Consider the following 24,968-nt stretch of genomic DNA (forward strand, 5'->3'; position numbering starts at 1 on the left):
ATAAAGTAGCGGACGAGATTTTGTTCATTTAATGCAAAAGACTTATGACACAAACTTCTGATACTGCAATAGATAAGAACTATTATGTCCGTGCTGTATCTGTTGCCGATGTTCAAGCCGCAGGTAGTATGGTGGTTCATATAGAAAAGCACGCGATCGCCCTTTTCTACTCAGACAATAAAATTTATGCCATAGACAACCGTTGTCCCCACATGGGTTTTCCCCTAAACGGTAGTACTTGCAAAGATGGAATCGTAACTTGCCCTTGGCACTATGCTCGTTTTGACTTAGCTAGCGGGGGAACATTCGATTCTTGGGCAGATGATGTCCGCGCCTTCCCTGTAGAAATCCGAGATGGGGAGGTATGGGTGAATTTGACTTCCCAAGTTGACCCCTATGTTCATCAACGCCAACGACTTCAGGATGGATTGGAGCAAGGAATTTCCCTTGTCATCGCCAAATCTGTCATCGCCTTACTAGATATGGCAACCGATGCCACGGAACCATTTCAAGTTGGTTTGGAATTTGGCACCCGTTACAACAAAGAGGGTTGGAGTACAGGCTTAACCATGCACACCTGCATGATGAACTTGTTGCCCTACTTAGACGCAGAAGACCGACCCCTTGCCCTGTATCAAGGTCTTTCAGCAGTAGCCCGTGATAGTGGAGGTGCGCCGCCTCACTTTGTAGTTCATCCATTGCCCAATTCCACTGTTGATTTGAGTACCCTCAAAAACTGGTTCTGCCAGTTTATTGAACGGCGGGACAGTGAAGCGGCAGAACGTTGCTTGGTATCTGCAATTCGGATGGTTGCTGATAGAAAGCAGATTGCAGATATGTTATTTACCGCTGCCACTGACCATCGCTATATTGATGTCGGTCACACACTCGACTTTATTAATAAGGCGTTGGAAGCCCTCGATGCTGTAGATTGGCAGGGGGCGGAGAAAGTTCTTGCCAGTTTGGTTTCTGGTTTGGCAAATGCCTCCCGCATGGAAGAGTCAAATTCTTGGCGCTATCCAGTGGATCTCGTGGGAATTCTAGAATCTGCATTTGAGCAATTGCCAGCTGCTTTGCAGGAAGGACAATCCCATCAGGGCAATTGGTCTGGTCAAGGACAGTTAGTTCCTATTTTACTGGGTGAGGATGCTCAAGCAATAGCTGATGCTTTGTTAACTGCCTTACGAGAGGGTTGCACGGAGGAACAATTAGCAAGTATTGTCACTTACACTGCAGCTCTTCGTGTTGCCCGCTTTAATACCAACAATGATTTTGGAGATTGGGATACAGCCCACCATCCCTTTACCTTTGCCAATGCCGTTCATCAGGGGTTGCGACGAGTCCGCTCTTTGGAGTTACTTCGAGGCGTGTTTGATGCTGCAATGAGCGTGTATCTCAATCGTTTTTTAAATGTCCCGCCAGCCCGACTTCCCGAACCAAAAGACTCTGTCGAAAATCCAGAGGAATTGCTCGAGCAACTGCCGGAATTACTAGATCGGCAACAGCAAGTCAATGAAGTTGGTCGGTTAGTTGCTCGGTACTTATACGGTGGGGGCAAACCAGAACGTTTGATGGCAATGCTGGGTAAACTGATGCTGCGAGAAAACCGAGATTTTCACGTCATTCAGCAAATAGAAGCGGCTTTCCGACAGTATTCTTTGTTAGGTCAAAACCCTGCAGGTATTCACGTACTTGTTGCCGCTGCTAGGTATTTGGCAGCACACTCGCCTACAATGCGATCGCAAGCTCAAACTTATCAAATGGCTTATCGATTGCACAGGGGCGATCGTCTGTTTGAGGGTAGTTAAGTTAGGAACTTCCAAATCATATCATGTTCGGTTAAACACTTGTAATAAAAATACCCCTCCCTAACCCAGACCTTAATAAGGGGAGGGTGCCGTTAGGCCCAGAGAAGTCGCGTGCGGGGGTTCCCAGAGTTGAGCGAACTTCGGGGTGGGGTAGAATTTGTGTATCGTAAGTAATGAGTCGAACATGATATCATTCCTTGAGGGCACCGAATTACGAATTGGGGCGAAGCGACTTGACAGGGAAGAAGCCATCACTTTGCCCGTGAATATAAAAAACTAGTCTCACTCCTTAAGGTTGACTTACCCCTTCAACTGGGTTAGTAATGTCCTTCACTATCTTATTAGGATAAGCACTATACCATTTAGCTACTGGTTGATCGTATTTTTTGACATATTCAGCAAACTCTTGAGGGCTTTGTTGAACCGGAACCAAATCTTCAGGAACATCGCCTAAATATTCTAGTAAGGCATTGAATGTGTCACCAACTTTTGTCACGAAGTCCTTAACATACTGTTCAAAAGTTCCATCATAGAAGGTAAAGAGTGCGAACTTCTTATAATACTGATTACCATCGTTTCCAGTGGCTGGCTCAAGAAATATAAAATTTCCAAAATGCACTGTGCCTACATTATTAAGACCTGTTGCATCAACCCTTGCTATTAATGCACTTAGTTTTTGATAGTTTTCTTGTACTGATGAATCGTCCGCACCCTTAATTGGTGCAATGAAGCTTAATGGTTGTTGCTTTGGTTTATCGCTCACGATCGAAACTCCTTACTTTAGACTAAATGGAGAATCAGCCAGACAAACTATAACCCAATACGGTTCAGTTAAGGCTGATGTGTAAATAATCACGCTGTAGAGACGCGCCATGGCACGTCTCTACGTCATGGGGCGTCTCTACGCTATGGCGCATCTCTATATTGTGTTCTCAATCAGGGTTCTGGTCTTATCTGAACCGTATTGAACTATAACCTATGGTAGATGCATGTCAAGTTATTTCAGTATTTTTGAATAAAAGCTTATTATTTCTTTCTCAAGCTCCTTACGTCTCAATGCCTGTTACAGCTTCTTAAAGTACCTGGCGACTGGTAACAACCTGAAACCCACCTTTTCATAGGTACAACGTGCTGGTGCATGACCGGGGTCGCATCCTGTATCAACCATAGCAACAGACATACCAGCCGCTTTCATCCAATCAAGAGCGAACTCTGCGAGAGCGGTTCCAATGCCTTGACGTTGATAATCTGGATCGACGGCAATCATGTAGATTTCTCCCATACTACTCTGTTCGTGGAGTTTCACGGCTACGAAGCCCACAGTTGAATCAGAGTCGATAGCAACCCACACCTTCATGTCTGCGGACGTACAGACGGATTCGACAGCATGAAGCTGGCTTACACGCCAACCATCAGGATAGAACGAGCGGTACACTTCAATATCTATTGCTTTTTCAATCGAATCAAAGACCGGGCTCCATGCTCGAAGCGAAAGACTTTTGATGGCATCAAGTTGGCTATCTTCGTATGGTTTGATTCGCATAGAGGTATTATGTGGTTATTTTATGTTACATTCATACTACCAGAAAAAGGTTTGGTTTTTGCTTACGTTTATGTAGAGAATGCAGGAAAGAACTTTTTTCAAAATCTAAGTATTTTGGGAAAAAATGGCAAATCCGTAGGGCATACAAACCTATTAGTAGTTACTCCTTAAAAAAGTGTGAAAATAGCAGCAAACCATCTGCTGCCCTTAAAATAATGTAACCTTTTGTAAAAGTTGGAGTAGATGTTATTACTTTTTTCTGGGAGCGTTGATGATTTCTCCTTTTAAAAGTCCCGACAATTTCTATTACCCTAACTGGAGTATTAAAAAACTGATGGTCTGACTCTATAGGCATTGATAGTTGTTGTCGAGCCTCGTTATAGGTCGTTAAACTGGACTTGATGACTGCTGAATTACTCGCTATGAAGCGCTTTGCTGCTACCCTAAGTGCTGTTTCTGCGGCAACTTTTTCACCCATATCAGCATTCTTGTCAACAGGAGGGGAAAAACCCTGGTTAGGCTCGGTGTTCCCTGAAGGTAGTTGGCGCTCAGAGTCCTCAGGATTTGGTACTGATTCTGTAGGAGGAACATTCATAGGAGAAGATTGAGAATTTGACTAGCTAATCGCGTCTTTACAAGTGAAATTATGCGATCTGCTGCTATGCTGTAGCGAAGCTATCGCATCTTTATTGGTAAACTACTCTCACGCATTTCTTAACCATTCTAAAATGTCATCAAATCTGATGGTAATACTTTTGTTAACCATTGAGGAAGTTCTGACAAATTAATATTTGCTACCATCTTTATGCAAAAAAATCCAGCCATTCTCACCCTCACACGCAACTAAATCATCATCCGGATAATGTGCTTCATCATTAGGAGTTCTATCACCAATTTCCAGGTAAACAACTACTTGGTTCGATTTATTGACTAAGTGATGTCCCGAAGCTTCACCTGCGGGGAAACCTGCCATCATTCCAGGTCTTAATAATTGTTCTCCAGAATCAGTTATTAATGTAATTTCACCTTCAATCACATATATAAATTCATCCTGCTTGGTATGCCAATGCCGAAGTGCTGAACAACTTCCCGGTGAAAGCTGGACTAAATTAACACCAAAGTTCTTGATTCCTGCTGCGTTCCCTACAGCTTGTTTAATGCGCCCAGTGACTCGCGATTGAAATTGTTCGGGGTAATTTGAAGTGGTTCTCTGAGGGACATTTTCGGGATTAATTATCATAATATAAGCAATTTTTTTTATAATAACATCCTCTCTCCAGATTCTGATTCCGGTATGATGTCTTGGTTTGTGTTACTCGTGGTTGTTAATTTATTATTGCTATTTAATTTATTGTAAAGCACTTCATAGGCGCTCCATGTGATGGACTGATTGACAGTGCCTAGTTGTCGTCCCCTTACGGGGAAATGTCATCACTGACAACTTCCATCCCCTGCGATCGCAACAATCTTTAAGTTTCCGTCCCCTTGCGGGGAGAAGGTCATAACTGACAGGCGTAGAGGGTAACTTCTACAAAATCAACCCACACTTGTTTCCGTCCCCTTGCGGGGAGAAGGTCATAACTGACTTCCTCAATGCAGTACGTAACGATAGCTTCGAGAATGTCACGGTTTCCGTCCCCTTGCGGGGAGAAGGTCGTAACTGACTAAATGGAAAATTGTAGGTGCTGACAATCCATCTAACGTTTCCGTCCCCTTGCGGGGAGAAGGTCGTAACTGACTTTTAACACGGGCTTATTTCGTGCTACTAATTGGAATACTCCTGCTGTTTCCGTCCCCTTCCGGGGAGAAGGTTGTAACTGACTCTATATCTAGGAAACTTAGACGCTATTTACTTTTCAAGGTTCAGTTGCGCCTGAGTACGGATTAGACAGGGTAACAAAAACTGCCCTTACCATAAATTCACAGAACGACTAGGGAAAATTTGGAATTAGACCCAATATAATCGAAAAACTAGAAGACATGAAGGCGAAAATGGAATTATCTCTTTTTTTCATTTTATTACTCACTAATTCTTTCTAAAGCTCCTTGCGACAAATTCACGAGGAACTTTACAATTCTTCACAAAAGCCAAAACACCCTAGAAGACAGAAGAAACAAGCAATTGTCTCCCCTCTTCCTCAATTGATATGCCTTTACAAAATTAAATAATCCGGTGGTTCATAAGGCGGCCACACAACTTGCAAAAACTCTCGATAACAACACTCCATAGCCCCAACTTAGTAAGGCGTTAATGGGGTCAAGGGGTGGGCGGCGGTTGCGTCCGGTAAAATTCCATTGGCTTGGAATTGCCCTCTTCCAATAGGGTTGTATAAATAAACTAGTTCCAAAAAAATACCAAGGAATCAATTATGTCTCCGTCTGTTGCCAAACAATTGGTACGCTACCGCAGTTGGTTTGTGGCGATAGCAAATGCTACAATCACCTGGATTATTCTGATTATTGCGCCTTTAGGGTTGTTTGCCGTCATCACCTGTACGTTGGGGGTGTTTCTTAGCAGCTTGATAATTGGGTGGATGTTGGATAGGGCGTTATTCCAATGGCTGCGTGTTTCCAACCGGGATGTCATGTCAGCGCGTCGGGAATCTGCGAATTTTAGTACTGGGCTTCAAAGCGAGATGGAGTCTGATTTTTTGCCAAAGCAGCGACGCACACAAGATTAAAATCCTTGTAAATACTGAGTTAACCTTTAATCGTTTTCAAGTTAACTAGTGATATCCCGGTGGTGGAAAATGATTACAAGTGCCAATCTTAATCATAAGTGCCAATTTTTATTTGTATACATTAATAAATTGAGGATACGTCAACAGGTGCAACGGATATCAAGGTGTTATTGAAGCCATTACAAGTGTGTTGACAAAGTACAGAGGAACTTCAGCAACTATACACTCAAAATTTTTATGACAAATTCTCAAATTAGCATCACGATCGCAATCAGCTGGTGCTTGGCTTGGGGGGACAAGCGAGAGCCAAATTTTGACTTGGCTGTTTTACAGCAAACGCGCCAAGCTTTGCAAACAGGGGGAGAAGTACCCGAAGTGACGCGATCGCTAGTAGAACAAGTTGAGGAACTACAGGGAATCACTGACAAAGATTTTCCCAGAAAAATCGCACAACTGCAAGAGAAATACCCTAAATTATGGAATCAAACGACCCGTATTGGTTTAGTCTATGGTGGTGCGACCAAAATAAAGCAATACGTGTTTGAAGCGGCTAAAATCCAGGATGTACGTGGAGCTTCAGCAATTCTAGATAGAATCAACCTACATGATTTACGAGCCTTCTTTGACACCCCACAAAAGCCTCATCCAATATCAAACTGGCTGAATGAAAATTTTCCTGGTTTAGAAGCAGCACTCATTCCAGAGTTAATTATTTACTCCACAGGTGGAAACATTCTAGCGTTTTGTCCTGCAGCTTATGTCCACGACCTAGCCAACACCATTGAACGACGTTACACAGAAGAAACTCTCAACGCCAATTCTTGTGCGGTAGGAGATACATTCAGACTTCTGGAAATCCAATTTGGATTGCTGCAAGACTCCATAGAAGAAACCAAATGGCTTGAGTGGTATCAGGATAACAAAACTGACCCAATGGTAGAAGCCTACTACGGACGACCCGAAGCGGGTCAAGATTGGGAAGAACTCTTCAGAAATCGCAAAAGCTTTAACGAGTTGGTTGGCAAATTAGCCTCCGCATTCAACAAACGACGTAGCGGTAACGATGTAGAAAATGTAGAACGTTCCAGCCGTCGCTATCCTCCCATGTTTGAAACTCATCCTTATTTGCATAGAGATGAAACCGAAAGACGGAATGCTGTTATCAAAATACAGGAACTTCCCGGTGAACCGTGGTTTTCCGAAACTCTTGTTCGCAAGCGATTGATGGGAGAAACAACCAAGCGATATGTTGAAGGAGAAGTTCCAGAATGGTACAAACAAACAAAATTCGATTGGGAAGCAGGGGGAATTGATAGCTGGGTCAAGAAATTTGAAATATTTTTACTGAAATCGGAACGGTGGCGGAAGTATTATGCAGGATTTTCCAACGCTGACACAAAAGAAGCACGAAGCTTAACAGAAATTGGAAATGCCAGTGATGGTTTTGTTGGTTACATCTACGCAGATGGTAATAACATGGGAGGCTACATCCAAAAGATTAGAACTCCAGAGCAATATAAACAGTTTAGCAAACATATTTCAGATGCTACAGAAGCATCGGTCTATGAAGCCCTGTCTCAACACCTAAATCCTCATATACTCAATGGTCTTACAGGTAAAGAATCACAAAACCGTAATGGAACTGTAATTCACCCCTTTGAGATAATAACAATTGGTGGTGATGATGTCCTGCTGGTTGTTCCTGCAAATAAAGCGTTAGAAATTGCTCATACAATTGGTGAAGAATTCGAGAAACACTTGGCTCAATTTCCAGAGTACCGAATTCCCCAAGCACAGCAGAGCCAAAAATCAGTACAATGCCATCGCTATCGACAGGAAAAAGCACGGATTTCTTCCTGTCAACTCAGTATGTCTACTGGAGTTTTAATCACTGCTTATAATACCCCAATTTACTACGCTCAGAAACTCGTAGAACAATTGTTAAAGAGTGCAAAGATCCGTGCTAAAGACTTAAAGAAAGATTGTAAATACAACGGCGGGACTGTAGACTTTTTGGTGATGAAAGCAGTCACCATGATTTCATCAAAAATCAATTCCTTCCGCCAAGAAGGGTTAACTAAATCAATCAGTAACGAGAAAACTCTCAAGCTTTACGCTGCACCCTATACCCTTCATGAACTAGCAGGGCTTCTCAAAACGGCTAAAGCACTCAAACAGTCGCGTTTTCCTCGTTCCCAACTGTATCAAATCCGCAGCTTGTTAGAACAAGGTAAACATACAGCCATTTTAAACTACCGCTACTTCCGCGTGCGATTGGACAACCCAGCCCAAAAGCTGTTGCAAACAGAATTTGAAGAAGCTTGGTGTGCTGCAAAAACCAATAACGGCAATATTGCACCTTGGATGTATCAGTCATCAGAATCGTGTACTTATGAAACCATTTGGCGGGAACTGGTTGACCTCTATCCATTTATTGAGGTTCCTGAGACATCTGAAAACAGCCAACAGCCCACAGCAATGGAGACCAATCCATGATTCAGCTAAACTCCCCAACGACTTATTCAAAACAATCCTTAACACTCACAGCTATCGTTGACACTGCTTTGTGTGTAGGTGCGGGCGGTTCATCTGGTTCTCTAGCAGATAAACCTATCGTCCGCACTGCAAAGGGAGAATTACTGATTCCTGCTTCTCAACTCAAGGGACGGGTTCGTTATGAATGCGAAAAGTTAGCCAGGGGTTTGCACTTACCAGTATGCGATTCTCCCAATCCCCAAACCATGTGCCCTCAAAGAGCAGGTTTTACAAAAGATTTTAACAGGCGTTTTCAAAATTCAAACTTTGAGATAAAAGATTGTAAAGGCTATCACTGTCCAATCTGTCAGATATTTGGCAATCCCGTTTTGCCATCCCGCGTTTTATTCGATGACCTAATTTGCACTGAAGACCCTGCAAACCTTCCAGAAGTGCTGCGCCCTGGTGTTACTCTCAACCGTCGCCGTCGCATAGCAGAAGACCAAAAGCTGTTTTTCCTGGAAACTTCACCTGTTAATATCCAGCTGTCATTTCAAGGTGACATTCACATACTCCCAGGATGTCCCCCCTACACAAAAGCACTTTTGCTAGCAGCACTCCGCCACATCCATGCTTTGGGTGGAAGCAAGTCTGGTGGGTTGGGATGGTTGCATTGGCAGTTTTCGCCACAAGAAATTGACAACACTGTTTGGAATGCTTTGTTACTGGAATGACATATCAAATTCTACTCAACATTCAAGCCCTTTCTCCTCTAGCCATTGGACGACAAAAACCAGGTGGTTCAGTCAGTGAAGCGGAGAACTATATTCCCGGTTCTGTGATTCGAGGTGCGATCGCTTACCAAATCTTACAGCAATACGAGCAGCCACAACCGGGCGATAACTTTCACAGCCTGTTTGTCAGCGACACTCCCGCCATCTTTCAAAACGCTTATCCTGCGGTAGCCAAAGTAGATGATAAAGTGCAGGTTGTTTCCGATGAAGTTTTGGTTTTACCCGCCACAGCCGTAAGTTCAAAAACCAAATCCGGCTTTAAGCCCAAAAATCACGGTGTTTTTGACACCTTAATTGACCGCTTTTGCGCCGAAGCTTACAATCATCCTTACGATCCAAATTGCCCGGAAGATGGTGGAAGGGTAGAACCGTATGGTGGTTTTTATGCCCGTCACAAACAAAACTACTACCAAACATCCGTTAGCACCCGGTTGTTAACGCGAGTAGGCATTAATCGCCGTCGCGCCACAGCCGAGGAACAAGTACTTTATAGTATAGAAACCCTAAATGAAGTTGAGGGGAAAAATCAGCAACCCGCTACTTATTTTGGGTCAATCCTAGTAGAAGACGAAACATTAGCCCATGCCTTAACTGCATTCATTCATAATAATTCCCTTGCTTTTCGCTTGGGAGGTTCCGCATCGCGGGGCTTGGGTAAAGTCAAAATAGAAGTGACACTAAAAACTCAAGAAAATTCCACAGCCTCTCGGATTGAAAAATTCAACAAACACCTAGAAAGCCGTTGGAAAAAATGGCAAATCTTTGGTCAACCAACACAAGATTTGCTGAAGAACCGTACATATTTCACCTTAGATTTACAAGCTGATGCCATTTTCAAAGAAAACTGGCAGAGAACAACAGTAATTTCTGAAGAAATGCTACGCCAGTTTGCTGGAGTAGAAGACACATCCTTAAAACAGCACGTTGCTTACACCAGCTACGATTACCGTTCAGGATGGAATACAGCTTGGGGACTGATGAAAGATGTGGAATTAGTCACTAATAAAGGTGCTGTGTATTTATTCAGTACCAGTCAACCAGAAGCATGGACTCTTGCTTTACAAAAGTTAGAAATGTGTGGTGTCGGAGAACGGACATCTGAAGGTTTTGGTCAAATTCAAGTTTGTAATGAATTTCATTTAGTATTTCGGGAGGAAGCCAAATGACTTTAACAGAACAGCAAATTGAACTAAAAATTCAAAAAGGAATTCGTCAAGCCGAAGACGAGTTAGTTCAGTGGATTCAAGAAGCTTTGAATAAAACAGATTCCTATGGTGATTTACAAGAAGCGCAATTTCGGAATTTAGTCCGGGTAGCAGATACCACCGATAGTTCAGAAGTTATTAAAAACTTTCTCCTTTATCAGGTTGGACGAGATAAAAAGTGGGGAAAAGGCAAAAATTCCTTAGCTGAAACAATTATCAAAGATATTGATGGCAAAATCAAAGACAAAGCTCAAGAAATTGCTAAAAAGTGTGGAAATTCTAATAGCAAGGAAATTTTCTTGGAACTGATTCGTCGTTATTTGGGCTACGGTGCTCGATATCTGAAATATTTAAATTCAAAATAAAGATGCTTACTACTCAATCTTCCACATCTTACCTTCGCGCCCTTCGCGCCTTCGTGGTTCAATCTAACCGCAAAGACGCAAAGAACACGAAGAAATGACTACATATACTTATTAACAGGATAAACCCATGCAGCGAGTTGTTATTTCATCTATTGGAACTAGTTTACTTACCAATCAAATTAACCGCAGTCAGGAAAGTGAGAAAAATTGGTATTCTTCTCTACGAGACACGGCAAATTTGACATGGGAAGATACTCCAAAGGATGTCAAAGAAATTATTTCTACTCTCAAAGATAGAGCAAGCAAAAAACTAGAAGCTGGTACAATACCTCAAATTCGTCTTGCTAGCGCTGAGTTAAACGGCATACACGGACTGTACCAGGAAAATCTACAACAGGGCAAGCAGGATGTTCACTGGTTAATCGCCACCGATACCGCACAAGGGGAAACAACTGCACAAATTGTCGAAAATTATTTGCGATCGCAAGGCATAATGAATGTCAACATATACACTCCACCGGGACTTTCCACAGCCAGCACCGAAGCTTTTTTAGAAGGGATTACGCAACTGATTAAGTGGATGGCAACAAACATAGAACCGTACAAAAAGCAATATAAAATTTGCTTTAATTTAGTAGGAAGCTTCAAATCATTGCAAGGCTATCTCAACACCATAGGAATGTTCTATGCCAATGAAATCATTTATATCTTTGAAGGTGAAAACTCAAAGATGTTGACAATTCCCAGATTGCCAGTCACCGTAGATAAATCCTACATTGAACCACACAAAGTTTACCTAGCCATGATGGATGCTGGAGACATCCTAGCTTCATTACCAGAAGCACAAAAAATCCCCGAAGATTTGGTTTGGAAAGATGGTGACGAGATGACATTATCACCTTGGGGACAACTCATTTGGAATCAATGTAAAGATGACCTACTGACCCAAGAGTTATTGAAATTTCCCAGAATTGCCTATGAGAGAAGTTTCATCGAAGACTATCAAAATATTCTCAACAACACAGAGAAAGTCAAGTTACAGGAAACCATAGCAAAAGTTGCTCAACTCCTGAACAAATCAAATGGCAACCCCATAAGTTTGAAAGAAGATGGAGGTTTGCAGTACAGCAGATATAAAAATACAGATGGCATTGACCACTTCCGCGTCACACTCAGCTTGCGCGTAAGTTGCAAGCTATTGGGAGATACACTGCAACTCCGATATTACGGAACCCACGCCCACGTTGAAGGCAGAGAAATATCTTAACAAATGGCAAATGATAAGGGATATCCAAGAAATAAATTATCCCGGAATGTGGGACGGGCGTCCTCGCCCGTTCTATATAGGTGGCGGGCGAGACGCCCGCACCACAAGAGAAAGTTGGATATTTTTGTATTTGGAACTCCCCAAATGACCACTGACTAATGACAAATGACCAATGACCAATGACCAATGACCCAACTACGAACAACCGACGAGTTTCCCCATCAATACGATCCCAGGATTGTTCAAACTCAGCATCCCGAACAAAGTGATGGCGGTTGTAGTCTGCACGAAACTCTTCTAAGATGGCTCGCAACTCATCTTCGTTGACGGAAATGTCCATCCGTGCCATCTCGTCGAAGTCAGTTGTGTAGAATCGGGGTGTCAGCAGGGTTTCCTTGGCTGGGACTTTAATCCCTGGCCGTATTTCTTCAAAGCCTGGTTTTTTTAGGGAATCTACCATGTCCTGATTGCCATGAATGTCTTATTATTGCAACTGCCTGCCAAAGCCATGAGTTTTACTCTCATATAGCGCAACAGACAACGGTATTTTATTTGTATAGTTCAGTCTACCAAGGGTAGGGGTAACAACAGGCGTTAAAAACGTTAAGACTTGCAACAAAACTTGAACTCTCTTGGAATTTGCAATTTGCGATGTGTAGCTTTTAGTAAAGCCCATACCAAAAAAATCATCAAATTGGGTGAATCTATTGGGTGAGGTGCAGTGGTAGTGGCTCAAGTACGCTAAAGATATAACCCATAAATTTATGTAGTTTATATCACTTATAAATTCAGTATATTTTCTATAATTGTCGTTAGAACTAAATTTCTTAATTTTGAATGCTTATTGCTGCCTATCCTGAGTTGAAACAAAACAGAGTAGGAAAGCTGTCTGGAAAAATAAGTACGAATCCGAGGGGTTGGAACAAGATGAGTGCAGGCAACAATACAAACAAAGAGCATCAAGACCGTCTTCTTGTCTCCTACATGTTGAATGTAGTTGGGTTGCTTGGTCTAACGGGTGGGCTGCACCGTTTGTATAATGGCAAAATAGGGACGGGTTTGTTATGGCTGTGTACTGGTGGGTTACTGGGTGTAGGGCAAATAGTGGATCTTTTCCTCATCCCTCATATGGTTGACGAACACGAAATGAGGCTCAGGCTCAAAGCGGGTATGTCTCCCTATGGTGTTCCTTTAAGCCAACCTGCTGTTGCAACCCAAGTCTACAGATCGCCTCAAGAAAAACTCATGACACAGCTACTGAAAGTAGCAGCCAAAAGGGGTGGCAAAATTACTGTCACTCAAGGAGTTATGGAAACTGGGGCAAGCTTTAGTGAGGTAGAAGCTACTCTCAAGGAAATGCTGAAATCAGGTTATGTGACGATAGATAACGACCCCGTAACTGGAGCCGTTACCTACGACTTTCACGAACTTAGCTAGTTTCTTCCCAGCCACTTTTGTCCATTCAAGCGCTGCACAAGCCCAAATACCAGTAGGTCAAGTGTGATTTTGCGCTCATCTATCAGGAATGACTCAAGGGTGCTGGGTTTTTTCCCTTCATGGCAGGAAAATGCCTTTTTCCCTTGAATATCTTCTTCAGGAAAATACAGGTTAAATTGACGTGACCCGTTTTGCCAGCTGCCTGCGAGCTGCCAGCACTCTTCCGCTTTTTCAAAGCCAACGATGGGAACCTTTTGCTTGGCAAAAGTTAACTGTAAATCTTTTACCCCTTCTTGTGCGATCGCTTTTTGTAAAGCTGGCAAGTAGTCTTGCTGTATAAAGTCTACAAACGGCTTATCCTCAACACCAGGGGCTTTCTCTTTTTTTGCTCCTGCCTTGGCTGCTGCTGCGGGTTTACCTTCTCCGGCTGCGGCTTTCGCTGGTGGCTTTTCCCGCTTGGGTGCTGCTGCATTCGGGTTAGTTTCGGGGTTCGCCGTTGTGGGGTCTGGGGCGTTGGCAGTAGGGATGTCTGTCGCTACTGATGAGTCTGTGCTGGGAGCATGTTCTTCAGCGACGCTGGGAGCTTGCTTATCTACAGTGCTGGGAGCAACTTCCCCAGCTTCATTGTGATTGGTTTCTTCTGCCATTGCTCAAGGTCAATCCTTTATTTAGCAAACCAATGAAGGATGAAGTGTGAAGGATGAAGTATGAAGTCAATTATTGAACATTTCATTTTTTATCCTTTACCCTTTATCCTTCAGACTTTACTGTTTCTTTCTCATTTTGACACAGGGAAGGCTGTTGGCGGTTGAGAGTTAAGTGTTAACTGATAACACTCAACTAAATTTGTTAAATAACTCCGCCAATACCACATTAGAAAACAAAAAACCATCGGGATCGGTTAACCGCAACCTTCCTTGTGCAACTTCTACCCAGCCTTTATCATAATAGGGCTTACAATAATAGTGGATTTGTTTGACTTTTTCATCTCCAAACTGTTCTGCCAAAGCCGCTAAACTCACACCTTCTGCCAAACGCAGCCCTAACATTAAAGTTTCTAATAAAATGTCATCATCTGATGCGATATCGCAATCAATGATACCTCCATTTTGCACCCATTGATAGTATTCCTGAGTTTTACGCGGGCGGGTAAACCGTTTTCCTTGGGTATAGCTTGCCGCGCCCATGCCAAAGCTATAATAGGGGCGGTTTTCCCAGTACACTCGATTGTGGCGGCACTGATGTCCCGGTTGGGCGTAATTGGAAATCTCATAATGTTCGTAGCCTGCACTGGTTAAGAACTGCTGTGCCAAGCGATACATTTGAACTGTCATTTCATCTGTTGGCAAAGGGCGATCCCCCGGTTTGTAGTAGCGACCAAAAGCAGTCTGTGGCTCAATAGTCAGGTCGTAAATGGATATGTGCGTAGGTGATATGGCAGTCGCTTTTTCTAAAGATTCCAGCCACCTGTCTAAGGTTTGATGCGGTAAGCCCGATATTAAATCTATGCTGAAATCAGGAACCCTTACCTTTTTAATCAGGTCTACGGCTGCCAAAATATCAGAAACTTTGTGCGATCGCCCGCTGACTTGCAATAAATCATCTTGAAAAGCTTGCACGCCCAAACTTATCCGGTTTGTGCCAGATTCAAGATATCCTTGGATATGCGCTAAATCAAATGTCCCTGGGTCCATTTCCATTGAAATTTCTGCTTCAGGGCATATACCAAACTTATTGTCTAGCGCTGTCAATATTTTTTGCAACTGCTCTACAGATAAAAGGGAGGGAGTACCGCCACCAAAAAAAACTGTTTGTAATTTTTGACCGAGAGGAGGCGTTAAACTGATTTCTTGACACAGAACTTCAACATACTGGGAAATAGTGCCAGATGTTTCACCCCGCAGGCGATCCCCAACAACGGATATAGGAAAATCGCAATAGAAGCATCGCCGCCTGCAAAAGGGAATATGAACATAAGCAGAAGTAGGAATGCTAGAAACAGTGACTTGATGAAGCATTTTGTTACAAGCTTAAATTATGAATTCAAGAGTTACAAATAATGAAAATTACTTTCTTATTTAGATTTTTTTATCGTTTTACAACAAAAAGATGAAAAAGATAAAGCATAAAACTCTTTGGTTATAATGATTGCAGATGTTGTCAGACTAAACTCTTAGGATGACTGAATAAAGACCTAAAAGGGATAGAGTGTTAAGAATAAAGGGGGAAACATTTTATACGTCATATTTTTGCCTTGATTTTATACTTATCACTTCATCCTTATTTCTAAATTTATCTGACCGAGGAGATAAAAAATACTTGACTTCCTCGGGAAACACAGTTCCAGGAAAATACACAATCATGGTTGATGCAATTATTATTTTCTCATTTGTCCTGGCAGCAACGGGCGTAGGTTATTACAGTATAGACCTGCTACCTAGTGGGACTCTTGCTGGAGTTAGCAATTTAGAGGCTTTACGCTTGGTCTTTGCTGCTTTTACCGCTATCATGGGCGGTGCAGTTGGATTGAGGTTCCAAACAGGGTACAGACGTTTGGAAGCACAAGTCCGGGAATTGCCATTTGATGTTGTTTTAACTCGTGCCATTGGCTTGGTTCTTGGGCTACTGGTAGCAAATTTAATGCTCGCCCCCTTATTTTTACTACCGATTCCGGCTGGCTTTAGCTTTATTAAACCATTGGTAGCTGTTGTGGGTAGCATCATTCTGTCCTATACGGGGATGAATTTAGCGGATTCCCACGGAAGAGGTTTGTTGCGGCTGATTAACCCCAGCACCGTAGAGACTATGCTCGTGGAAGGAACACTCAAACCTTCCAGTACCAAAGTGTTAGATACTAGCTGTATTATAGATGGTCGTATTGAATCACTGCTAGAAACTGGGTTTCTGGAAGGGCAGTTGATTGTACCACAGTTTGTCTTACAAGAATTACAGCAAGTGGCTGATGCTAGCAAAGACCAAAAGCGAGTTAGGGGAAGACGCGGATTGGAGATTCTCAACAGAATCAAAGCGGCTTACCCAGATCGTATCCTGATTAACCCCACTGATTACGAGGACATTGCGACTGTCGATTCTAAGTTGGTGCGGTTTGCTCAAGAGATTAATGGCACATTGCTCACGAACGATTACAACTTATCAAAAGTTGCTAGCGTACAGAAAGTTCCCGTACTTAATGTTAATGATTTGGTGAACGCCGTTCGTCCAACTTACTTACCTGGCGATAACATCGACCTCAAGGTACTGAAAGAAGGTAAAGAACCAAGTCAAGGCATTGGCTATCTTGATGATGGCACAATGGTTGTCGTCGAAGAAGGTAGTGGTTACGTTGGCGGCGAAGTCCGGGTAGTGGTGACTAGTGCTTTGCAAACTTCTGCAGGAAGGATGATTTTTGCAAAACCCCAGGCTTCAGCGATCGCATAATCTCACATGGCAAGAATTCGAGTAAAACTTTGTGACCGATGCGGGCTAACTGCATCGGTTCTTTATCGCGTAAAGTACGAAGAAGAGGGGCAATGGGTGTTTGTTTGCCTCAATTGTTGGGAACAGGTAAGTCAGGATAATCCGTTTTATGTGTACGGGGGTACGTGGAAAGCGAAGAAGAAGCATTGATAACGTCACTGGTAAGGGTAGTCCTTAGTCATTTGTCATTGGTCATTTTTTGTAAAGCAGTTAAAATCGCTGTAATCTAGCACTGTTGCCTGTTCCCCGTTCCCTATTCCCTCTCCCAATTAGATAATTTATTTTGCACGACTACTTATTATTTATTTACCAAGATCGCACAGTTTTTTCAAGGTTCTAACCAGTTTTCTAATTCAAGATTAGAAATGTTTTCAAAATGTCTAATATTATTGGTAACAAGTATATCTTGACGAGAACGAGCAACAGCAGCAATCAGTGCGTCAATTTCTCCTGTTGGTCTCCCAATTCGTCTTAATTCAGCTTGGATTTTACCAAATTCTTCGGCAGATTTGTTATCAAATCCAACAATTATTAATCTACTAGTAAATTCATTTACTCTGTTAAGATTCTGTTCAATTCTTTGAGAACAGTAGGCTCCTTTATATAGTTCTGCTAATATAATTGTAGAAATATAACAATCACTTGATTTTACATAAAATTTTGCAAGTGCTTGAGAGTTTTGGTTGTTGAGTGCAATACATATGTTTGTATCTAACAAATACATAATACATAAAATTCTGCTTTAGTTTAAGAGAAGTGCCCATAAAGTTTTTCCCAATTTGCTTTTTTCTCTTCCTCCAATTCTTCCATAGTTTTGATATAGTCTTCCCTTCCTTCCCAATCGGACTCAAAAAAATCTTTAAGCTTTTGCTGTCTTTCGTCAATGCTCATAAACTGATAACTTGAAATATCAATAATAACTTCTGTATCATCAGGAATATTGCTAATATCTTCTACGATTTCGATATATTGACCGCGCTTGATACCTTTGAGCTTCATATTGATTCATCTCCTGATAGTTATTGTTTATATCTATGAACTACTCAATTATAGCAATCGTATCTGCAAAGTGAAAATTGCAATCTGGCGTTTCCCGAGCCAACGCATGCTTTTTCAGAAACTTCAATGTTTTTGCTCACAACCTTAGCAATTTTCATAGTATGCAGCGCAGTCTAACGGTTGGTTACAAATAATCTTAGTTTCAGAATGTCTTGATTACAGGTTTGAGAGATCGGGTGAAAAGTCAGTCAACAAGAGTCGATTAGATGCTGCGCTTGAGGGCTTCGGAGATGAATTTAAAGGCAAAGTCTTGGACATTGTTCATAAAACTGGGTTAGAACCCGATCGCGAACTAACTTCTTTTTGTCCAAAGTCCAATCCCTAAAGACTTGTGAAAAAAATACCCCACCTAACGGCACCCTCCCTTACCATTGAGGATTGGCGATAATTAGCGCCTCAGCCGCAGAGCTATCCAAGGGACGGGCGAAAAAATATCCCTGACCGTATTCACAGTTCAACTCTCTTAAAAGTGCCAGTTGCTCGGAAGTTTCCACCCCTTCGGCAGTAACATACACACCGAGTTTCTGTGCGAGTGTAGTAATTGTTTCAATAATCTCCAGATTCCTGCCATTGGGGTTTATTGGGCTCACAAAGGAGCGGTCAATCTTCAAGCCACAAATTGGAAAGCTGTGGAGACGACCTAATGATGAATACCCAGTCCCAAAGTCATCAATTGCTAACTCAATACCTAGAGCTTGAAGTTGTGAGAGTGCGGCAGTGGTGCGATCGCTCTTTTCCATAATGGCGCTTTCTGTAATTTCCAGCACCAGAGAAGAGGCATCAAGACCAGTCGATCGCAAAATATTCGTTATCTGCTCAATCAAATCTGCCTGGGAAAACTGTTTGATTGAAAGATTGACGCTAATTTTCCTGGGCGAGTTGGTACCATAGTACACCCGCCAAGCTTGCATCTGGCGGCATGCCTCCTGCAGCACCCAATAGCCAATGGGGACAATGAGCCCAGTTTCTTCCGCCACTGGGATAAAATCTAATGGAGAAACAAAACCGCGCTCTGGATGCTGCCACCGGAGCAATGCCTCAAAAGCTGTCATCCTGCCGCTAGCGAGGGAAATAATCGGTTGATAATAAACCCGAAATTCCTGGCGGTCAATGGCACGCCGCAAATCGGTTTCTAACTGCAATCTCGCTACAGCATTAGTGTACATATCGGAGTTGAACAGCTTGTAGCGTGCCCTGCCCAGCGCCTTTGCTTGGTACATCGCTGTATCAGCATCGCGCAGGACATCTTCCGGTCGGTCATAACCGATTTCGCTCAAGGCGATGCCAATACTTGCAGTACTAAAAACCTCTTGCCCATCCAAATAAAAAGGCAACGACAGCGCTTGTTGAATTTGGTCGGCAAAACAGAGGGCATCACGAACATCCTGAAGCCCCTCCAACAGAACTGTGAACTCGTCTCCCCCCAGACGTGCAACGGTGTCCCTAGGTCCCAGGCAAACTTTTAACCTGCTGGCAATAGCAATCAGGAATTGGTCTCCAAGAAGGTGCCCTAAGCTGTCATTGATCACCTTAAAGCCATCCAAATCCAGAAATAGCACAGCAAATAGATAATCCTCCTGCTGCTTTGCCTGTTCGACAGCACATTTCAACCGCTCCATAAACAAAGCACGGTTTGGTAAACCCGTCAATGTATCGTGGAACGCATCATGGTGCAATTGTGACTCTACCCGCTTCCGTTCGGTAATGTCATGGGTGATTCCGAGAATCTGATGGATTTCTCCGCGTTCATTCAACAACGGTACGTAGGTAACAACTAGAGTGAAAGGATCGGCACCGGGCAAACTGATTTGGCATTCTCCAGTTTGTAAGGTGCGTGTCTCCACAGTTTTCTGAAGAAGTGGTAGATACGAATTCGTCACTTCTGGCGGGAATATCTCCTCATCCTTATAGCCAATAAGTGCCTCTATAGGATGACCACTGCGCCTAACTCCGAAAGCATTGACAAAGTGGAACCGCCGATGAGCATCGTAGATAACAAAAGTATCGGGGATATTTTCAATCGCCAGTCGGAATCGTTCTTCACTCAGGCGCAATGCCAACTCCGCTTGTTTACGTTCGCCAATTTCAGCTTCTAGCTGCCTGTTAGCCCCTAACAGTTCGGTATTTTTCACCTTAAGTTCTTTAGAATAAGCTTGTAGGTGAGTGTAAAGTTCTGCATTTTCAATTGAAATTAATACTTGGGTCGTTAATAACTTTAAGACTTTTAAGCAGTCAGGCGTAAAGGCTCCAGTGGTTTGGTTATTTTCCAAGTAGAGGAGACCTGCCAGTTTGCTTTGATTCAACAGTGGCACGCACAACACCGATTTCGTTTGGTGTTTCACGATATATGGGTCACGGGTGAAATTTCCTTTTTGCCAAGCATTATTTAAAATAATACTCTCTTTGGTACGGATAACAAAATTGACTATACCAAGAGATACCATTGAGATACCGTTGCTACCATCTACCGTTTCCATCGGCATGGACGGTAAAACTTTGAATTCATTATTATCAACTGTTCCTGATGCCTCAATCACCCATTGCCCTTGTTTGTCCAAAATGAGATAACCTTTCTGTGCCCCCGCATTTTCGATGAGAATTTTCATCATTTTTTCTAACAGGGTACTCAGCACAATTTCACTTGATAGAGTTTGAGATGCTTTAAGAACACTCGTTAAATCGAGATTGGTGAGTGTTGTTGAATCAGTGGTTGAAGTAGGAATGAACGGCTGTTCGCCCGTCCCAGACGACCTTTGAGCCAAAAACTGAGGATACTGCCGTTCCAAATCCTTAACCTTTGCTTTTGCACCCCAGCAAACATAGCCATAATGAGCTTTTTTTATATAAAGTTTGGCAAATTCCTCCATTCCACACGCCAAATAAAAATTTGCCGCCAACTCATAAGCTAATGCTTCCTCTGGAATGTATCCGTTCTCCCTTGCTCCTTTTATAGCTCGTTCATAAAGTTTCATTGCTTCAACAACTTGTCCCAAAACTCGTGCCTTTTCTGCCTCTACGAGATCGTAATTGTGCTGAAAATTCATTGGCGCATGGTCAGCCCAGGTTTTCATTTCCTTTTGGTTAGCTGCCACTTGTTGTATGTATTGTTCTCGTTCTCGCTCTTCTTGGTGACAATAATTGGCTAGAAGAGAGAGAGAATAATAGAAATTATGTTCGGCAGAAGCCAATAGACCTTCCAAAGATTGTTTATAGGTAACTGCATTTTCGGAATTTTTAACTGCTGCAGTATAATTTTTAAATAAATAACTGAGCTTGGTTTTTGCTAGAGCGATGACAAATAAAGATTGATGGTTATTCTTTCTTTGTAAAATGGGAAGCATTTCAGTTTCATTAAAATGCTCTCCAACCAACATATTGGGTTCTCTAGAATCTTCAATTAAATTTAAGATTAACTGATTCCATATTTTAGCATAATGTAGCGAGAAATCTTGTCGAATGGTTTGAAGTACATTGATGTAATATTTATACTTTTGCTTGACAAATTCTAAAGATTCTCCTACTAAAAATAAATTGGAGCAGTAGTTAATCACTGCATAGGAAGCATATTCTATGTCTCCGGTTTCAATTAATACTTCAAACGTCTCACACAAAGCTTCTAAAGTTTCACGTTTATGTTCCTTCCAAGGTCTGATACAACAGTTAAACATTAAGTGAACCTTACCTGCTATTTCTGAAGCATCAAATTGCTGCAACATTTTCAACGAAAGTTTGCCCATCTGGTAACCCAAATCAAGGTTGTATTGCGTCCTACAAAGAAGCAAGCCATATAAAACACAGGCAAAAGCAGCAAAGGATGAATTTCCATAGTTTACGCATAGCTCCAACATTGTAAAAACAATCGATGGAGCCAGTGAAGAATTGGTTGTATGCACCGGAGACCATATCGTCTTCAAGATACGCATAGCTATGTGCTTATCTAGAGCGGTCATTGGTGGAAGATTGCACAAATCCTCAACAATCAGTTTGCTTGGCGGTGATTGTGACAGAGATATGCCTAGCATCTTCAAAAATTGCAGCCCAATATCTATTGAGGCTTGCATCTGATTTTGAGCAATATAAATCTGAATTTTTATTTCATACACATTAGCTTTTTCAAGCACTGTCTTAACTTGTTGTAGAACAACATTCGATAGCAATTCCGTGCGTTCGTAATTAGTATTTAAATATTCTGCATATACAGCGGCTTCATATAAATTCAGCGTCAAGTCGTACTGAGTTTGCCAACTATCCTCTGCTAATAAATCCAGCCCAATGTTCAAATACTGAACTGCTGCTTCATAAGCCATTGCTGACTTTGCTTTCTGACCCGCCATTAAGTTCAGTCTGGCAATTTCTGAACGTTCTTCTTGATGTAGAGACGAGAGGTGGTAAGTCTTTACACCTATATTGAGGTGATCGACTATCTCAAATATCCTTTCTGGTAATGTTTCTGGTGAAGTATTCTGTAATAGGAGGCGACCAATTTGTAAGTGAATGGTTGTTTTTTGCGATTCATCAATTAAGGAATAGGTTGCTTGTTGTACGCGATCGTGCAGGAATTTAAAACTGACTTCACTTGCCGCAAAATGATTTTCCGCTTCTATTAATTTGTAATTGTTATCCAAAGGAAGCACTAAGCCTTCTTGCATTGCTGGAAACAAATCAGTCAAGACCTTAACAGGTTGATGTTGATATATAATGCTTAAAGTGGATAAATCAAACCTGTTGCCAATACAAGCCGCTAATTGTAAGACCGTTTGAGTAGAGGCGGTTAACTTGCCAATCTTACCCGCCATTAATTCCACCACATTATCTGCGATATCCTTAGCTTGGATTTGTGCAACATCCCAATCCCAATGACGGGTTTGTTGATTGAAGGTTAATAACCCTTCGCTGTAGAGCGACCTCAAAAACTCTGTGGTGAAAAAGGCGTTACCTTGTGTTTTATCATAGATTAAATTTGTTAGCACCTGCGTTGAGGTGGTTGAGCAAGCCAAAGTCTCTGCAATGAGAGCGTTGACATCCTGTGGACGCAAGTTGTCTAACTGAATAAATGTCAAAGCTCCTTGTTCTTTTTCGATTTCTTCTAAAGTCATCATCAATGGATGGTGAAAGTCCACCTCGTTATCCCGATACGCGCCAATGATGAGTAAATATTGAATATTGGCATCGCTCATAATAGTTTTGAGCAAGCTCAGTGATGCTCTATCTGCCCATTGCAGGTCATCAATGAATATAACTAGCGGATGGGAGGGCTGGCAAATGACTTGGATAAAGTGTTGAAAGACCAAATTAAAACGGTTTTGTGCTTCAGATAGTCCAACTTTAATGACAGATGGCTGTGAACCAATGACTCGTTCCAAATTAGGAATGACATCGATTAGGACTTGTCCGTTATTGCCAACTGCTGCTAAGATTCTCTCCCGCCACTCGTTTAATACCGCTTCACTTTCAGTAAGCAGTTGATTGCACAAATCATTGAAAGCTTGGGAGAGAGCGTGGTAAGGGGTATTGCGTTGGTATTGGTCAAATTTACCGAAAATAAAATTTCCGCGTTTGGCAGTCATCGGTTTATGGATTTCTCGCACTAAGGCGGATTTGCCTACCCCGGAATAGCCTGCGACTAATACCATTTCGATTTTGGATTGGCAAATTGTCTCACCTTCTCCCCCATCTGCGGTTTCTATGTTTTCCGAACAAGTTACGCGCTCAAAAGTTGCTAGGAGAGTTTTAACTTCTTGCTCTCTGCCATACAATTTCTGCGGAATTTGAAAGCGATCTGAAATATCTTGTTTCCCAAGGGGGAAGAGATCTATTTGTCCATTTGTCTGTAGCTGGTGCAGGCATATCTCTAAATCCGTCTTGAGACCATAAGCTGATTGGTAGCGCTCTTCAGCGTTTTTTGCCATTAACTTCATAACAATCTCAGACACGATGGGGGGTACGGGCTTACAGCCGTGCGTCCCCGGAAGTTCGTGCGGTGGTATGGGCTGTTTGGCAATATGACTGTGTACCAATTCCAATGCATCTGAACTCTCAAATGGCAAAATACCAGTCAGCAATTCGTAGAAGGTGGCACCTAAGGAATAAAAATCAGTGCGATAGTCTATCGCTCTATTCATTCGTCCTGTCTGTTCTGGCGAGATATAAGCGAGTGTGCCTTCTAAGACATTGAGATTGTGACCTATGGGATTTTCTTGTGAAAGTACCGTTGAAATCCCGAAATCGATAATTTTGACTTGCCCTGTGCTTGGATTGAGAACAATATTGCTGGGGTTGATGTCTTTGTGGATAATGTTGGCAGCATGAATTTGACCTAAAATTTCGGCAATCGCGATCGCCAACTTCAGAAACTTAGATAACTCAACTTGACCTGCTATTCCTAACAAAGCTAAGGAGTCGCCCCCAAAATCTTCCAATACCATTACCGGGCGTTCTCGATCGCGTATCCAGGCGTAAGCATCCACCACCCCCGGTATTGTTAAGTTACGGGTGACTTCGTATTCTCGCTTAAACCAAGCAATGCGTTCTGGAGTGGGATAAGCATCTCTGAGCATTTTCAACACAACAGGTTGCTCATCGGACAACCGGTGACCTCGATAAATCACAGAATTGACGCTTTCATAGAGCTGAGCCACGATGCGGTAAGCGGAAATCGTCAACATCTGTCGTCGCCCCCATCCAAATCATACGCTCAACAATTGAGTTCAATTCGTTCTCTCAATGATGAAAATGGAGATCCCAGCTATAGGAATCAATTATAACAACTTTATCCAATTGTCCCTCTCGAACTTGATACAGAGGTTGGGGTGTAAGGACACCAGCCCTGACATCCAATTGGTCTTACGCTGCTAATT

The 24,968-nt window shown here is 42.4% G+C and carries 19 protein-coding genes and 1 pseudogene; 9 read left to right on the forward strand and 11 right to left on the reverse strand.

Annotated features, from left to right (window positions below; genetic code table 11):
• Positions 1–44: 44 nt before the first annotated feature.
• The gene (locus ACYRY3_RS20325; protein WP_460203430.1) at positions 45–1,808 is read left to right on the forward strand and encodes a Rieske (2Fe-2S) protein; all 1,764 of its coding nucleotides are present in this window, start codon (positions 45–47) and stop codon (positions 1,806–1,808) included.
• A 289-nt stretch (positions 1,809–2,097) separates the two neighbouring features.
• Here ACYRY3_RS20325 and ACYRY3_RS20330 read toward each other — a convergent pair whose 3' ends face one another.
• The 5 genes from ACYRY3_RS20330 to ACYRY3_RS20350 all read right to left on the reverse strand — a co-directional run bounded on the left by ACYRY3_RS20330 (position 2,098) and on the right by ACYRY3_RS20350 (position 5,718).
• Positions 2,098–2,571, reverse strand: coding sequence for a hypothetical protein (locus ACYRY3_RS20330; RefSeq protein ID WP_460203431.1), 474 nt, complete (start codon positions 2,569–2,571; stop codon positions 2,098–2,100).
• A gap of 300 nt (positions 2,572–2,871) precedes the next feature.
• Positions 2,872–3,351 carry a GNAT family N-acetyltransferase gene (locus ACYRY3_RS20335; protein ID WP_460203432.1) on the reverse strand — a complete coding sequence of 160 codons (480 nt, stop codon included), beginning with the start codon at positions 3,349–3,351 and terminating at the stop codon, positions 2,872–2,874.
• Positions 3,352–3,511: 160 nt separating this feature from the next.
• A complete protein-coding gene (locus ACYRY3_RS20340; RefSeq protein WP_460203433.1) occupies positions 3,512–3,946 on the reverse strand; it encodes a hypothetical protein in 435 nt (144 codons plus the stop codon).
• Positions 3,947–4,135: 189 nt separating this feature from the next.
• The gene (locus ACYRY3_RS20345) at positions 4,136–4,591 is read right to left on the reverse strand and encodes a cupin domain-containing protein (RefSeq protein WP_460203434.1); all 456 of its coding nucleotides are present in this window, start codon (positions 4,589–4,591) and stop codon (positions 4,136–4,138) included.
• A gap of 938 nt (positions 4,592–5,529) precedes the next feature.
• Entirely contained in the window at positions 5,530–5,718 is a 189-nt protein-coding gene (locus ACYRY3_RS20350) for a CRISPR-associated endonuclease Cas1 (protein WP_460203435.1), read from the reverse strand.
• Between the two features lie 2 nt (positions 5,719–5,720).
• Here ACYRY3_RS20350 and csx18 point away from each other — a divergent pair, with 2 nt between their 5' ends.
• The 6 genes from csx18 to ACYRY3_RS20380 all read left to right on the forward strand — a co-directional run bounded on the left by csx18 (position 5,721) and on the right by ACYRY3_RS20380 (position 12,138).
• Positions 5,721–6,032: a CRISPR-associated protein Csx18 gene (gene csx18, locus ACYRY3_RS20355; protein WP_460203436.1), complete on the forward strand. Its 312-nt coding sequence runs from the start codon at positions 5,721–5,723 to the stop codon at positions 6,030–6,032.
• A 237-nt stretch (positions 6,033–6,269) separates the two neighbouring features.
• Positions 6,270–8,528, forward strand: a complete 2,259-nt coding sequence (gene cas10 / locus ACYRY3_RS20360) for a type III-B CRISPR-associated protein Cas10/Cmr2 (protein ID WP_460203437.1) — start codon at positions 6,270–6,272, stop codon at positions 8,526–8,528.
• Positions 8,525–9,241, forward strand: a complete 717-nt coding sequence (locus tag ACYRY3_RS20365) for an RAMP superfamily CRISPR-associated protein (protein ID WP_460203438.1) — start codon at positions 8,525–8,527, stop codon at positions 9,239–9,241. The genes cas10 and ACYRY3_RS20365 overlap by 4 nt, the downstream gene beginning before the upstream one ends.
• A complete protein-coding gene (gene csx10 / locus ACYRY3_RS20370; protein ID WP_460203439.1) occupies positions 9,238–10,467 on the forward strand; it encodes a type III-D CRISPR-associated RAMP protein Csx10 in 1,230 nt (409 codons plus the stop codon). Before ACYRY3_RS20365 ends, csx10 begins: the two co-directional genes overlap by 4 nt.
• Positions 10,464–10,871, forward strand: coding sequence for a hypothetical protein (locus ACYRY3_RS20375; RefSeq protein WP_460203440.1), 408 nt, complete (start codon positions 10,464–10,466; stop codon positions 10,869–10,871). The genes csx10 and ACYRY3_RS20375 overlap by 4 nt, the downstream gene beginning before the upstream one ends.
• A 127-nt stretch (positions 10,872–10,998) precedes the next feature.
• Positions 10,999–12,138, forward strand: coding sequence for a CRISPR-associated protein (locus ACYRY3_RS20380; protein ID WP_460203441.1), 1,140 nt, complete (start codon positions 10,999–11,001; stop codon positions 12,136–12,138).
• A gap of 196 nt (positions 12,139–12,334) precedes the next feature.
• Here ACYRY3_RS20380 and ACYRY3_RS20385 read toward each other — a convergent pair.
• Positions 12,335–12,598 (reverse strand): annotated as a pseudogene (locus ACYRY3_RS20385) (magnesium-protoporphyrin IX monomethyl ester (oxidative) cyclase); the annotation flags it as partial.
• A gap of 467 nt (positions 12,599–13,065) precedes the next feature.
• Here ACYRY3_RS20385 and ACYRY3_RS20390 point away from each other — a divergent pair.
• Entirely contained in the window at positions 13,066–13,575 is a 510-nt protein-coding gene (locus tag ACYRY3_RS20390) for a TM2 domain-containing protein (protein WP_460203442.1), read from the forward strand.
• Here the strand turns inward: ACYRY3_RS20390 and ACYRY3_RS20395 are convergent.
• Both ACYRY3_RS20395 and hemW read right to left on the reverse strand, forming a co-directional pair.
• Positions 13,572–14,222, reverse strand: coding sequence for a DUF2996 domain-containing protein (locus tag ACYRY3_RS20395; RefSeq protein ID WP_460203443.1), 651 nt, complete (start codon positions 14,220–14,222; stop codon positions 13,572–13,574). The genes ACYRY3_RS20390 and ACYRY3_RS20395 overlap by 4 nt on opposite strands.
• 189 nt (positions 14,223–14,411) lie before the next feature.
• On the reverse strand, positions 14,412–15,593 hold the full coding sequence (hemW, locus tag ACYRY3_RS20400) for a radical SAM family heme chaperone HemW (protein WP_460203444.1): 1,182 nt from the start codon (positions 15,591–15,593) through the stop codon (positions 14,412–14,414).
• Between the two features lie 343 nt (positions 15,594–15,936).
• On the opposite strand from hemW, the gene ACYRY3_RS20405 reads away from it, so the two are divergent.
• Positions 15,937–17,013 (forward strand): PIN domain-containing protein, encoded by a 1,077-nt coding sequence (locus tag ACYRY3_RS20405; RefSeq protein WP_460203445.1) that lies wholly within the window; start codon positions 15,937–15,939, stop codon positions 17,011–17,013.
• 367 nt (positions 17,014–17,380) lie between these two features.
• Here the strand turns inward: ACYRY3_RS20405 and ACYRY3_RS20410 are convergent, their stop codons facing one another.
• The 3 genes from ACYRY3_RS20410 to ACYRY3_RS20420 all read right to left on the reverse strand — a co-directional run bounded on the left by ACYRY3_RS20410 (position 17,381) and on the right by ACYRY3_RS20420 (position 24,776).
• Positions 17,381–17,776: a type II toxin-antitoxin system VapC family toxin gene (locus ACYRY3_RS20410; RefSeq protein WP_460203446.1), complete on the reverse strand. Its 396-nt coding sequence runs from the start codon at positions 17,774–17,776 to the stop codon at positions 17,381–17,383.
• A 23-nt stretch (positions 17,777–17,799) separates the two neighbouring features.
• Positions 17,800–18,051, reverse strand: a complete 252-nt coding sequence (locus tag ACYRY3_RS20415; protein WP_460203447.1) for a hypothetical protein — start codon at positions 18,049–18,051, stop codon at positions 17,800–17,802.
• A 425-nt stretch (positions 18,052–18,476) separates the two neighbouring features.
• Positions 18,477–24,776, reverse strand: a complete 6,300-nt coding sequence (locus tag ACYRY3_RS20420) for an EAL domain-containing protein (RefSeq protein ID WP_460203448.1) — start codon at positions 24,774–24,776, stop codon at positions 18,477–18,479.
• Positions 24,777–24,968 lie beyond the last annotated feature (192 nt).

The sequence above is a fragment of the Scytonema sp. NUACC21 genome (genome assembly GCF_054684315.1).

Excerpts from the sequence above, each read along its gene's own strand:
- ACYRY3_RS20335 (WP_460203432.1), bottom strand. The coding sequence starts at position 3,351 with ATGCGAATCAAACCATACGAAGATAGCCAACTTGATGCCATCAAAAGT.
- ACYRY3_RS20415 (WP_460203447.1), bottom strand. The coding sequence starts at position 18,051 with ATGAAGCTCAAAGGTATCAAGCGCGGTCAATATATCGAAATCGTAGAA.
- cas10 (WP_460203437.1), top strand. The coding sequence starts at position 6,270 with ATGACAAATTCTCAAATTAGCATCACGATCGCAATCAGCTGGTGCTTG.
- ACYRY3_RS20410 (WP_460203446.1), bottom strand. The coding sequence starts at position 17,776 with ATGTATTTGTTAGATACAAACATATGTATTGCACTCAACAACCAAAAC.
- hemW (WP_460203444.1), bottom strand. The coding sequence starts at position 15,593 with ATGCTTCATCAAGTCACTGTTTCTAGCATTCCTACTTCTGCTTATGTT.
- ACYRY3_RS20380 (WP_460203441.1), top strand. The coding sequence starts at position 10,999 with ATGCAGCGAGTTGTTATTTCATCTATTGGAACTAGTTTACTTACCAAT.
- ACYRY3_RS20340 (WP_460203433.1), bottom strand. The coding sequence starts at position 3,946 with ATGAATGTTCCTCCTACAGAATCAGTACCAAATCCTGAGGACTCTGAG.
- ACYRY3_RS20390 (WP_460203442.1), top strand. The coding sequence starts at position 13,066 with ATGAGTGCAGGCAACAATACAAACAAAGAGCATCAAGACCGTCTTCTT.
- ACYRY3_RS20365 (WP_460203438.1), top strand. The coding sequence starts at position 8,525 with ATGATTCAGCTAAACTCCCCAACGACTTATTCAAAACAATCCTTAACA.
- ACYRY3_RS20325 (WP_460203430.1), top strand. The coding sequence starts at position 45 with ATGACACAAACTTCTGATACTGCAATAGATAAGAACTATTATGTCCGT.
- csx10 (WP_460203439.1), top strand. The coding sequence starts at position 9,238 with ATGACATATCAAATTCTACTCAACATTCAAGCCCTTTCTCCTCTAGCC.
- csx18 (WP_460203436.1), top strand. The coding sequence starts at position 5,721 with ATGTCTCCGTCTGTTGCCAAACAATTGGTACGCTACCGCAGTTGGTTT.
- ACYRY3_RS20395 (WP_460203443.1), bottom strand. The coding sequence starts at position 14,222 with ATGGCAGAAGAAACCAATCACAATGAAGCTGGGGAAGTTGCTCCCAGC.
- ACYRY3_RS20375 (WP_460203440.1), top strand. The coding sequence starts at position 10,464 with ATGACTTTAACAGAACAGCAAATTGAACTAAAAATTCAAAAAGGAATT.
- ACYRY3_RS20420 (WP_460203448.1), bottom strand. The coding sequence starts at position 24,776 with ATGTTGACGATTTCCGCTTACCGCATCGTGGCTCAGCTCTATGAAAGC.
- ACYRY3_RS20405 (WP_460203445.1), top strand. The coding sequence starts at position 15,937 with ATGGTTGATGCAATTATTATTTTCTCATTTGTCCTGGCAGCAACGGGC.
- ACYRY3_RS20345 (WP_460203434.1), bottom strand. The coding sequence starts at position 4,591 with ATGATAATTAATCCCGAAAATGTCCCTCAGAGAACCACTTCAAATTAC.